Source organism: Pseudomonas sp. GL-RE-26 (assembly GCF_019956275.1).
GTDB lineage: Bacteria > Pseudomonadota > Gammaproteobacteria > Pseudomonadales > Pseudomonadaceae > Aquipseudomonas > Aquipseudomonas grandcourensis.
In genome coordinates, this window is the sequence record NZ_JAHBDI010000038.1 from 22541 (window position 1) to 34563 (window position 12023).

The following is a 12023-nucleotide window of genomic DNA, read 5'->3' on the forward strand; positions in this document are numbered from 1 at the left end:
TATGGATACTCTTGGCTATTTGGGTCAGGGTTTCGGCGTCGCGCTGAGCCCGTACAACCTGGTGACCGCACTCTGCGGCACCCTGATCGGCACCGTAGTCGGCCTGTTGCCGGGCCTGGGGCCGATAAACGGCGTGGCACTGTTGATCCCGATCGCATTCGCCCTCGGCCTGCCACCGGAGTCGGCACTGATCCTGCTGGCGGCGGTGTACCTGGGATGCGAATACGGCGGCCGGATCAGCTCGATCCTGCTGAACATCCCGGGCGAAGCGTCCACCGTGATGACCACCCTCGACGGTTACCCGATGGCCCGCAAAGGCCTGGCCGGTGTAGCACTGTCGCTGTCGGCATGGAGCTCGTTCATCGGTGCCTTCATCGCGACCTGCGGCATGGTGCTGTTCGCCCCGCTGCTGGCGAAATGGGCAATTGCCTTCGGCCCGGCGGAATATTTCGTGCTGATGGTGTTTGCGATTGTCTGCCTCGGCGGCATGGCCGGTGACCGTCCACTGAAGACGTTCATCGCGGCGCTGATCGGTCTGTTCCTGTCGACCGTCGGCATCGACGCCAACAGCGGTGTGTATCGCTTCACCGGGGACAACATCCACCTGACTGACGGCATCCAGTTCGTCGTGCTGGTGCTGGGCCTGTTCTCCATCAGCGAAATCCTCCTGCTGCTGGAAAAAACCCACCACGGCCAGGAAGCGGTGAAAGCCACGGGCCGCATGATGTTCAACTTCAAGGAAGCGGCGTCGGTGTTCGTGGTGAACATCCGTTGCGGCGTATTGGGTTTCATCATGGGCGTGTTACCGGGTGCCGGTGCGACCCTGGCCAGTGCCGTGGCCTACATGACCGAAAAACGCATCGCCGGTGCAAAGGGTACATTCGGCCAGGGTGACATGCGCGGCCTCGCGGCGCCGGAAACCGCCATCGGTGGCGCAGCTTGCGGTGCGCTGGTGCCGATGCTGACCCTCGGCGTTCCAGGTTCGGGCACCACGGCGGTGATGATCGGCGCCCTGTCGCTGTACAACATCACTCCGGGCCCGCTGCTGTTCCAACAGCAACCGGACATCGTCTGGGGCCTGATCGCTTCGTTGTTCATCGCCAACGTGATGCTGGTGATCCTCAACATCCCGATGATCCGCATCTTTACCCGCATCCTCGCCGTGCCGAACTGGGCGCTGGTGCCGGTGATCGCGATCATTACCGGGATTGGTGTCTACGCGGTGCACGCGACAACGTTCGACCTGTTCCTGATGATCGGCATCGGCATCTTCGGTTATATCCTGCGCAAGCTGGACTTCCCGCTGTCGCCGGTATTGCTGGGCTTCATCCTCGGCGGCTTGATGGAACAAAACCTGCGCCGCGCCCTGTCGATTTCCAACGGTGCGCTGGAAATCCTCTGGTCGAGCCCGATCACCTTCGGTTGCTGGGTGCTGACGGCGATCATGCTGCTGATGCCGCTCATCCGCATCTGGCGCAAACGTTCGGCCGCGCAACGCGTTATCGCCGATGTCTGATCGGTCCCCCCTCAAACTCTGGTGGGGAACCCCGCTGGTCGGCCTGCTTGGCGGTTTCCTCGCCAGCCAGGTCGGCTGGCCTTTGCCGTGGATGGTCGGCTCGTTGCTGGCGATCATCCTCGTGCGTTGTCTGACACCCTGGCAATTGGCCGAAATCCCTGGCGGTCGCAAGTGCGGCCAGTGGATCGTCGGTATCGGTATCGGCCTGCATTTCACTCCAGTGGTGATGGAGCAGGTACTCAGTCATTTCGGTCTGATCTTCTTCGGTGCGTTGGTCACCAGCCTGTCGGCGGTTGTCGGCGTGTGGCTGATGCGCCGCACCGGTGAAGATCGCGCCACGGCGTTCTTTTCCAGCATGCCCGGCGGTTCCGGGGAGATGGTCAACCTCGGCGCCCGCAATGGCGCGGTGCTCAGCCGTGTGGCGGCGGGGCAGAGTTTGCGGGTGTTGGTGGTCGTGCTGTGCGTACCGGCAGCCTTCAAGTATTTGTTGGGCGACGGTGCGCCGATTTCCCACGTCGGCAGCATCGATTGGCGCTGGCTGGCGGTGTTGTTCCCCGCTGGCGCTTTGGCTGCCTGGATCTGGGAACGCCTGCGTCAACCCAACCCCTGGCTGTTCGGGCCGTTGCTGGTCAGCGCGGCAGTCAGCATCGGCTGGGACCTGCACATCGGTTTGCCCAATGGCGGTAGCCAGATTGGCCAATGGTTGATCGGTAGCGGTCTGGGCTGTCACTTCAACCGGCAGTTTTTCCGGCGTGCGCCATCGTTCATGGGGCGTACCTTGATCGGCACAGTGTTGACCATGTTGATCGCCACGGTGGCGGCATTGGGTTTGAGTGCGCTGACCCATCTGGATCTGCGTTCACTGACATTGGGCATGATGCCGGGCGGTATTGCCGAGATGAGCCTGACGGCGGAAACCCTGCAACTGTCGGTGCCGCTGGTGACGGCGATGCAGGTGATGCGCTTGTTGTTTGTGCTGTTTCTGGCGGAGCCGTTGTTCAAGTATTGGAATCGGAATCCGGAAGAGGCCTGACACTGTTTTCAGGGTCGGTGATGACTGTGGCGAGGGGGCTTGTCGGAATGCCGCACCACCCCGTTGGGCTGCGAAGCGGCCCCAAATCCAGTAAATGAGTTTTTTCTGAATCACCGCGCGAGCAGTATTTACGACTGCTACGCAGCCGAACGGGGTGGTGCGGCATTCCGACAAGCCCCCTCGCCACAAAAGCCCTCTGCCCCCCTAAATGGGCGGCAACCGCCACTCGATCGGCGTCTCGCCATTCTGCTCCAGAAACTTGTTGGTGCGGCTGAAGTGCCCGCAACCGAGGAAGCCGCGATAGGCCGACAGCGGTGACGGGTGCACCGAGGTCAGCACCAGATGCTTGGTGGCATCGATCAGCTTCTGCTTACTCTGGGCATGGGCGCCCCACAGCATGAACACCAGGTGCGATTGCTGTTGGCTGACAACTTCAATGACTCGATCAGTGAAAAACTGCCAGCCCTTGTCCTTGTGCGCATTGGCGTTGGCGCGTTCGACGGTCATGGTGGTGTTGAGCATCAACACGCCCTGATCGGCCCAGCTCTGCAGGTAGCCATGGTTGGGGATGTCGATGTTCAGGTCGCGCTTGAGTTCTTTGTAAATGTTCACCAGCGACGGCGGCGCCGGCACGCCCGGTTGCACCGAGAAGCACAAGCCATGGGCCTGGCCCGGGCCGTGATAAGGGTCCTGACCGAGGATCACCACCTTGACCTTGTCCAGCGGCGTTGAATTCAGCGCATTGAAGATCATCGGCCCCGGCGGATAGATCTCCTTGCCGGCCGCCCGCTCCTGTTGCAGGAAGTTTCGCAACTCTGCCATGTAGGGCTGGTCGAACTCGGCACGCAGTGCCTCCTTCCAGCCCGGTTCGAGTTTGATACGGTCGTCAGCAGTCATGGTTACATCCGGCAAAAACAATGGGGCGAACCCTAGGAAAGCGCATCACGCTTGTCAATTGATCTGATGCAGATCCGGCACTTTCCCACACAGCGATCATACTTAACCCTCAAATTCCCGATCGAGGTCACGATGAATCTGCACTTCGAAGAACTCACCGGCACCGACGGCGCACGCATCGGCATCGCCAGCCTGGATGCCGAAAAGTCCCTGAACGCCCTGTCCCTGCCGATGATCAACGCCCTGCGCGACCGCATGGAGGCCTGGGCCAAGGACCCGCAGATCGTCTGCGTCCTGTTGCGCGGCAATGGCGCCAAGGCCTTTTGCGCCGGCGGCGAAGTGCGCAGCCTGGTGGAAGCCTGTCGCGTCCTTCCGGGCGAAGTACCGCCACTGGCTGCGCAGTTTTTTGCCGCGGAATATCGCCTGGACTTCAAACTTCATACCTACCCGAAACCGCTGATCTGCTGGGGCCACGGCTATGTGCTCGGCGGCGGCATGGGTCTATTGCAAGGGGCAAGCACCCGCATCGTCACGCCGAGCAGCCGCCTGGCCATGCCCGAGATCAGCATCGGCCTGTACCCGGACGTTGGCGCCAGTTGGTTTCTGTCGCGCCTGCCCGGCAAGCTCGGGTTGTTCCTGGGCCTGACCGGGGCGCACATGAACGGCCGCGATGCCATCGACCTGGACCTGGCCGATCGTTTCCTGCTCGATGAGCAGCAGCCGGAATTGATCGAAGGCCTGTTGCAATTGAACTGGCAGGAACAGACACCGATGCAGCTCAACAGCCTGCTCAAGGCCTTGCAGCAGGAAGCCGTGGCACAGATGCCCGAAGCCCAGTGGCTGCCGCGCCGCCAGCAGATCGACGAGCTGCTGGATGTCAGCGACGTGCGTTGCGCCTGGAAGGCCATCAGCGCCTTGCGCGATCACACCGATCTGTTGCTGAGCCGCGCAGCCAGGACCCTGAGCGAAGGCGCGCCGCTGACCGCTCATCTGGTGTGGGAGCAGATCATCCGTGCCCGACACCTGTCGCTGGCCGAAGTCTTCCAGATGGAATACACCCTGAGCCTCAACTGTTGTCGTCATCCGGAATTCAGCGAAGGCGTACGTGCCCGCCTGATCGATAAGGACCAGAAGCCGCACTGGCACTGGCCAGACATCAACAACGTGCCGGACGCGGTGGTAGAGGCGCATTTTCACAAGGCGTGGGAAGGTCGGCATCCGCTGGCGGATTTGTCCGAATACTGAAGTCCGGGCATAAAAAATGTGGGAGCGAGCCTGCTCGCGATGAGGGCGTGTCAGTCGACGTTATTGCTGTCTGACACACCGCCTTCGCGAGCAGGCTCGCTCCCACAGGTTTTGTATTCAGTTTAATGACTAGCGGTGATTACCCCGGCCGCTGTGATCGCCACGCCCGTTGCGATAGCCGCGCCCGTCGTGGCCTCGATTGTCATTGTTCCAGCCCCCGCGGTTACGGCTGTCCCAGCCATGGTCCTGATGCATCCGGTAGTCGCCCCGATATGGCTGGTAATAGCGTGGGGACGGTTGATACATCCGCGGCTGCGAGTAATAACGCGGTGTCGGCTGGTAATACCGCGCTGGTGGCATGTAATACCGAGGCTGCGGCGTGTAGTAACCATTGGAATAGTAGGAACTCCCCCCGGTGTAATAGGTTGGCGATGGCGAGGTATAGACCTCGGAACTGTAGTAACTGCCTCCTTCGTCGTAGTAAGGCACGCACCCACCAAGGGACAATCCCAACACAGCAAGCAGAAGAATTCGGCGCAGCTTTTTTTGACAGAGCATGGCGGCCTCCTGGACCGCGGGCAAGCCACACCAGCGACGCTGGCAGGCGACAGTCAAATGTTCGGTGACTGTCGAAATATCAGACACCGAATTCGGAATCTGGTGCGTCCTTGAAACAAGTAGAAACATCTGGCCGATGAAAGGTTTTTCATCCATTCATGCCCTGATTAACGGTGACCACCGCGATATCCACCGCCATGATATCCACCGCCGTGATACCCCCCACCGTGATAGCCGTGCCCACCGTAGTAATAGGAGCGATAACCACCGTAATAACGCGGACCGTAGTAACCGTAGTAATAGGGCGAGTAGTAGCCGGGGTAGTAATAAGATCCCCCGTAGGGGTCAGCAGGACCGTCGTAGTAGTAGCAACCAGACAATCCGAGACCGAGCACTGCACCAAACAACAATCGACGTAACATGGCGGCCTCCGTAAAGACCTGTGACAGCAGTCGGCACACACCGACTGATACCTGTTTTGACTGGCAATCCCCTGCCAAGTGCGACGTTGCACCTGCCTTCTGATCAGCGGCGGACAGCGTACGAGCACCATCAAAAGGCCGTCTCGCTCCCACAAGGACCACGCGCAACCTCCGTGGAACATAGGAACGACCATTCGCGGCGCACATGGAGCAGTTATTTCCCGGCTGTACCCTTAGAATGCATGCCATCGGATGACTGCCAATGGAACTGCCATGCCGCTTCGCTCGCCGCTGTACTCTCAACGTTCGTTGGTGCTCACGCTGGTCGCGTTGCTGGGCGCAGGTTTCCTCGCCACCTCCTTTCTCAGTTACTTCGCCTCCCGGGCATCGATCCGCGACAGCATCGTCAACACCGAACTGCCGCTGACGTCGGACACGGTCTACTCGGAAATCCAGAAAGACCTCGTCAGGCCGATCCTGATTTCCTCGATGATGGCCCGCGACACCTTCATGCGCGACTGGGTGGTCAACGGTGAAAAAGACTCCGACCAGATGACCCGTTACCTCAACGAGGTCATGACCCACTACGGCGCCTACACCGCGTTCTTCGTCTCCAACACCAGCCTGACCTACTACCACGCCAAGGGTGTGCTCAAGCAGGTCAAGACCACCGAACCCCGCGACGCCTGGTACTTTCGCGTGCGGGACATGAAGGATCCGTACGAGATCAACGTCGACCCGGACCTCGCCAACAAAGACAACCTGACCTTCTTCATCAACTACAAGGTCTACGACTACAACAGCCGATTCATCGGCGCGGCCGGGGTTGGCCTGACCGTCGACGCAGTGATCAAGCTGATCGACAAGTACCAGCAGCGCTATCAACGCAGTGTGTTTTTCGTCGACAACTTCGGACGCCTGGTGCTCACCGGCGCCGAAGGGGGTCCGCAGGGTGCGCACATCGGGCAGAAACTCAGCGAACTCGACAGCATGAAAGACCTGCTCAGCCGGCTGCCAAAACCCCACAGCGGCAGCTATGAATACTCCGTGCAGGGCCAGGGGCATTTCCTCAACGTGCGGTTTATCCCGGAGCTGAACTGGTACCTGTTCGTCGACAAACGCGAAGACAGCGCCCTCGGTGAAATCCGCCAGTCGCTGTACCTCAACCTGCTGATCTGCCTGCTGGTCACCTTGATCGTGCTGGCCCTGCTCAACCGGGTGATCAAACGCTATCAGGACAAGATCCAGGCCCAGGCCATCCTCGACAGCCTGACCGAACTGCCCAACCGTCGCGGCTTCGACCTGCTGGCCGCACAGGCCATGCAAGAAGCCCGGCGCGAGCCCAAGCCGCTGACCGCCTTGCTGCTGGACCTCGACCACTTCAAGGCACTGAACGACACCTACGGCCACCTGGCCGGCGACCAGGTACTGATCGGTTTCGCCCGGGATCTGGAAAGTTGCCTGCCGCACTCCGACATCGTCTGCCGCTGGGGCGGTGAGGAGTTCATCGTGCTGCTCAAGGACACCGACGGTAAGACCGGTCTGATGATTGCCGAGAAAATTCGTCAGCACGTGGAACAACAGCGCTATGCCTACAACGGCAAAGCCTTGCAACTGACGGTGAGCATCGGCCTCACCACCCTGCAGCCCGATGACACCTTGCACAGCCTGCTGTCGCGGGCGGATCATGCGATGTACCGGGCCAAGCAAAGTGGCCGTAACCGAACCTGCGTGGAAATGTCTCACTCCGTTCATGAACCAGCCTGACCTCTGCCCCGCCTGCGGCGCCCCCAACGACTGCACCCTGGCCGATCCGCGAACCGCTGACCGCGCCTGCTGGTGCTACGGCGTCAGCATCGACCCTGCCGTGCTCCAGGCGCTGCCGGAGGAACTGCGCGACGCCTCATGCCTGTGCCCGCGCTGTGCCGAGGTCGAGGCGCAGTTGCAAGCAGCGTCCGGGTCGATCAAGTAAGATGCGCGCCCCTTTCCTTACCGATCCTTAAGTCATGCGTGTCGACCGTTTCCTCAGCAACCTGCCGTGCTTCAACCGCAAGCAGGTGCGCCTGTTGCTGGTGGAAAAACGCGTCAGGGTTGACGGAAAAATCGTCAGCGACCCGCACACTGAAGTCCGCGAATTCAGCCGCGTCGAAGTCGACAACGAGGTGCTGCAAGTCGGCAAACCCCTGCGCCACTTCATGCTGCACAAGCCCGCCGGCTGCGTCAGCGCCACCCGGGATCCGCAGCACCCGACCGTGCTCGATTTGATCCATGAACCGGATAAGGACGAATTGCACATCGCCGGACGCCTGGATTTCAATACCACCGGCCTGATGCTGATCACCAACGACGGCAGCTGGTCGCGGCGCCTGACCCAACCGCAGATCAAACTGCCCAAGGTCTATTACGTCGAAACCGAGCAGGACATCGGCCCCGAATACGCGATCACCTTCAGCCAAGGGCTGTACTTCGCCTTCGAAGACCTCACCACGCAACCGGCCGGGCTAGAGCTGCTCGGGCCAAAATGCGCACGCCTGAGCATCGTCGAAGGCCGCTATCACCAGGTCAAGCGCATGTTCGGCCACTTCAACAACAAGGTGATGCGCCTGCATCGCGAACGCATGGGGCCGCTGGAGCTCGACGACGCGTTGAAACCGGGCGAATACCGCCTACTGAGCACTGAAGAGATCGGATCGATCTAAGCCAGCGACCGCTCAGCAGAAGTTGTCGAACAATTTACCAATGGCACTTGCGCGATGACGTGACCCCTGCTTGAATCAGGACGTCGGCCGAAATGTGACCGACGAGTCACCACATACTTCTAAGAAACTTTTTGCCGGTAGGAACCCATGGGTTCCGGCCTCATCCGGCAGACTGCCCGCCAATAACAATACCCGTCGACCGGACTGCAATGGATCGACATGGGCCTCTCAAATTCCAGGCGTATGCCTACCTGTCACAAAGCTCGTGCAATCTCTATTGCGCGCATACCCGCTTGCCAGGAGTCTTATGACATGAGGCCAGAAATCGCTGTGCTGGATATACAGGGTCAGTATCGGGTTTACACGGAGTTCTATCGCGCAGACGCCGCAGAGAAGACCATTATCTTGGTCAACGGCTCGATGGCCACGACTGCGTCGTTTGCACAAACCGTGAAAAACCTCCATCCGCAGTTCAACGTCGTCTGCTACGACCAGCCCTACGCGGGCCGGTCAAAAGCCCACAACCTGCATGAAAAGATGCTCACCAAGGAAATCGAAGGGCAGATCCTTCTTGAGCTGATCGACCACTTCGCCGCCGAACACGTGCTGTCGTTTTCCTGGGGCGGTGCGGCGACCATGATGGCGTTGTCGCAACGGCCACGGCGCATCGAAAAAGCCGTGATCAGCTCGTTCTCCCCGGTGATCAACGCGCACATGCTCGACTACCTCGAGCGCGGCGTCGAACACCTGGGCAACCTGGACCGCGACCGGGTCGGGCACCTGGTGAACGACACCATCGGCAAACACCTGCCGTCGTTGTTCAAGCGCTTCAACTATCGCCACGTCAGCTCCCTGGCCGAACATGAGTACGGGCAGATGCACTTCCACATCAGCGACGTGCTGCACAGCGACCGCCAGTGCTACCTGCACGCGGCGAAGAAAATCGACGTGCCGGTGCTGTTCCTCAACGGCGAATGGGACGAATACACCGCCGCCGACGACGCCCGGTTGTTCGCCGGCCACGTGCAACACAGCACGTTCAGCACCCTTCAGGCCACCGGCCACTTTCTCGACATGGAGCACAAAGCAGCCTGCCGAGACAGCCGCAACGCACTGATGGGCTTCCTGAAACCAGCGCAACTCGAAAGCCGACCGCGTTACCACAACGTCCAGGAACACCATGCATTGGCAAGCTGAAGTAGCGTCATCGCGAGCAAGCCCCGCCCTGCTGCGTTAAACGTATTCTGCAGGCGCGAGGCTTGCCCGCGATCGACCGTCATGCGCTCCAGGCTTTTTTGTCACATCTGCGTTAAACCCGCTCCACGTAAAGAAAAACTTCAAATCCGCGGCCGTATCTGGTACAAAGTCACCGCTCTGAGCGGGTGTCGTATAATGGCATTACTCCAGCTTCCCAAGCTGATAACGAGGGTTCGATTCCCTTCACCCGCTCCAATCGAATTTTGATCTCACGTCAGGGTGGTTTTGACGGGGGATGCAGAGACAGAAAAAACCGGCCTTGATGGCCGGTTTTTTGTGGGCGGGATTTGATGGCGTTGGATTTGTGGATAGCTTGGTCGGTCACTTTCCGGTGATCGATGAGTACATTCTTTCTTTCGCGGCTGTGGCGACTACTCTGAAAGCTATTAGCGTTTTTCTCCAAAAATACGAATTCAGTATCAAATTTCATCCAGCATTAGTATTTTTCCACCTACGAAATTATCGTTTCGCCACAATATTGAAGTTCTGTTAACGTTTTTCCTGTCCCCGTAAAGGATTTCGTCAATGCAAGTCGGTTTCCAGACCCTCGCGAACCGTTACAACATCGCATTGGCGCAGCCTCTGCGCGTACAGTCGATGATTGGCACCGTACGTGTCAGCCGTGAAAGCGCCGGGAACGTGGAGAACAGGTATCCGCCACGCTACCGCCCTGCAGACGATTTCGCAGGGCATTTCGAGTTCGGTCTCAAATACGAAGAGATTCATCTCGAGTTCTTTGCTCGCCTGTTTGCGGCCATAGGCCCGCAGCCTGTTGAGGACTGGTGTCGACGGGAGCCTTTTGGCCAGTATGCCCGTCGCACAGGATTCCTCTACGAATGGCTGACAGGGGAACGTCTGGAGGTGCCTGATGTGACCAATGGCGCCTATGTTGATGTACTTTCACCACAAAATTACCTGACTCGTCGTGAGTCGTTGCGAACGCGGCGCTGGCGAATCAATAACAATCTGCCGGGGACACCCGAATTCTGCCCCTTGGTTCGTCGTACCGAGCCAGTGCGGGAGGCCTTGCAATTCGATCTGCGTGCGGCATTGGATGAGTTGGATCAAGCCTTTGGTTCCGACATCCTGATGCGAACGGCCAGTTGGCTGACGTTCAAGGAATCGCGCGCGAGCTTTCTCATCGAAAAGGAAGCCGACCAGGCCGATCGCATCCAGCGGTTTGCGCATGTCATTGCCCAGCACTGCGGCCATATAGATGCCCCATTGAGCAACGACACCCTTCGATCCCTGCAAGCCGGCATCCTGGGCCACGATGCCATCGGACTAGGCTTGCGACGCTCCCCTGTCTTCGTGGGACAAGCCACAATGCGCGAAGACATCGTGCATTACATTGCCCCGCACTTTGAGGAACTTACCCCGCTACTGGAAGGCCTCAACGAGTTCGAGGTCGCAACGCGTGGTGCCGAGTCAGTGGCACGTGCCGCGGTGCTTGCATTCGGCTTCGTGTACATCCATCCCATGCGTGACGGCAACGGCCGGATTCATCGTTTCCTGATCAACGACACCTTGATCCGGGACAAGGCAGTGCCCGACGGAGTGATTCTGCCCGTGTCAGCCACGATCACCAGCTCTATCGATTTCAGGGCCGGCTACGATCGTACGCTTGAAGTATTCTCACGACCGTTCATGCGCCGTTACGCGGCAGCCTATCGGTTTGGCGAACTTGTGACCTACGAGGACGGAACGCTTAGCAATTTCAACTTCGATGAATACGTAGACGCAAGCTTTGCCTGGCGGTACCCAGACCTGACCGAGCACGTTCTCTACACCGCACGCGTTGTCGAACATACGATTCGTACGGAGATGGCAGATGAGGCCAGAGTACTGGTGATCTTTCAGCGAGCGCAGGAACAACTCAAAGAAGTGCTTGAGATGCCGGATCAGGATGCCAATCGCATCATCCGCTCCATTAAGGAAAACGGCTGGATGGTTTCCGGAAAGCTGAAGAAAGGATACCCGCAGCTTGAAGATGAAGGCATGGCGGAGCGCGTTGTAGATGCCGTACGTTCGGCGTTTGAGGATAGAGAAATAGAAGTCGGTGAAGAGTGATTGCTAGCGGAGCAAAAGTGTTGGCTGAACCTGCGAAAAAAGAAGCTACATGCTTGGTCAGTTGATAAATAACACCGGATGCAATTGCTACGTTCGTTGACAGCCACGCCCAGTACGATCAGATCTACGCGGAGACCGTGTAATGGGGCATTTAACGCAATGAAGGTCGGATCAGGGCTCTTGGACTATCAGTTGAGCCGAGGGTGTCCTAGATTTTGTGTAAACGGGATTTTTATTAAACCGTTAACAGACGATCTTCGAACTGGATACTGAAGCGATTCAAGGCCGCTTTCCAGTCCCGGATCGGCATCGTCCACTTCTTGCTG

11 protein-coding genes and 1 tRNA gene are annotated in these 12023 nt (G+C 58.9%); 9 read left to right on the forward strand and 3 right to left on the reverse strand.

All coding sequences use genetic code 11. From position 1 onward, the window contains the following. The first annotated feature begins 1 nt into the window (after position 1). Positions 2-1516, forward strand: a complete 1515-nt coding sequence (locus KGB07_RS21335) for a tripartite tricarboxylate transporter permease (RefSeq protein WP_046041540.1) — start codon at positions 2-4, stop codon at positions 1514-1516. Next, positions 1509-2549, forward strand: coding sequence for an AbrB family transcriptional regulator (locus KGB07_RS21340; RefSeq protein ID WP_223466477.1), 1041 nt, complete (start codon positions 1509-1511; stop codon positions 2547-2549). The genes KGB07_RS21335 and KGB07_RS21340 overlap by 8 nt, the downstream gene beginning before the upstream one ends. A gap of 204 nt (positions 2550-2753) precedes the next feature. On the opposite strand, the gene ung is transcribed toward KGB07_RS21340, so the two are convergent. Then, complete coding sequence (gene ung / locus KGB07_RS21345; protein WP_223466478.1) at positions 2754-3446, reverse strand: uracil-DNA glycosylase; 693 nt, start codon at positions 3444-3446, stop codon at positions 2754-2756. A gap of 132 nt (positions 3447-3578) precedes the next feature. On the opposite strand from ung, the gene KGB07_RS21350 reads away from it, so the two are divergent. Further along, the gene (locus KGB07_RS21350; RefSeq protein ID WP_223466479.1) at positions 3579-4691 is read left to right on the forward strand and encodes an enoyl-CoA hydratase/isomerase family protein; all 1113 of its coding nucleotides are present in this window, start codon (positions 3579-3581) and stop codon (positions 4689-4691) included. A gap of 129 nt (positions 4692-4820) precedes the next feature. Here the strand turns inward: KGB07_RS21350 and KGB07_RS21355 are convergent, their stop codons facing one another. Continuing rightward, positions 4821-5249 (reverse strand): hypothetical protein, encoded by a 429-nt coding sequence (locus KGB07_RS21355; RefSeq protein ID WP_223466480.1) that lies wholly within the window; start codon positions 5247-5249, stop codon positions 4821-4823. 167 nt (positions 5250-5416) lie between these two features. After that, complete coding sequence (locus KGB07_RS21360; protein ID WP_080925326.1) at positions 5417-5671, reverse strand: hypothetical protein; 255 nt, start codon at positions 5669-5671, stop codon at positions 5417-5419. A gap of 273 nt (positions 5672-5944) precedes the next feature. Here KGB07_RS21360 and KGB07_RS21365 point away from each other — a divergent pair, with 273 nt between their 5' ends. The 6 genes from KGB07_RS21365 to KGB07_RS21390 all read left to right on the forward strand — a co-directional run bounded on the left by KGB07_RS21365 (position 5945) and on the right by KGB07_RS21390 (position 11697). Next, a complete protein-coding gene (locus tag KGB07_RS21365; protein ID WP_223466482.1) occupies positions 5945-7438 on the forward strand; it encodes a sensor domain-containing diguanylate cyclase in 1494 nt (497 codons plus the stop codon). Next, positions 7425-7643, forward strand: a complete 219-nt coding sequence (locus tag KGB07_RS21370) for a cysteine-rich CWC family protein (RefSeq protein WP_046041533.1) — start codon at positions 7425-7427, stop codon at positions 7641-7643. The genes KGB07_RS21365 and KGB07_RS21370 overlap by 14 nt, the downstream gene beginning before the upstream one ends. 34 nt (positions 7644-7677) lie before the next feature. Further along, complete coding sequence (locus tag KGB07_RS21375; RefSeq protein WP_223466483.1) at positions 7678-8370, forward strand: pseudouridine synthase; 693 nt, start codon at positions 7678-7680, stop codon at positions 8368-8370. Positions 8371-8682: 312 nt separating this feature from the next. Continuing rightward, positions 8683-9567, forward strand: a complete 885-nt coding sequence (locus tag KGB07_RS21380) for an alpha/beta fold hydrolase (protein ID WP_046041531.1) — start codon at positions 8683-8685, stop codon at positions 9565-9567. A gap of 181 nt (positions 9568-9748) precedes the next feature. Beyond that, positions 9749-9822: transfer RNA gene (locus KGB07_RS21385), tRNA-Gly, on the forward strand. Between the two features lie 330 nt (positions 9823-10152). Beyond that, complete coding sequence (locus KGB07_RS21390) at positions 10153-11697, forward strand: Fic family protein (protein ID WP_046041529.1); 1545 nt, start codon at positions 10153-10155, stop codon at positions 11695-11697. Positions 11698-12023 lie beyond the last annotated feature (326 nt).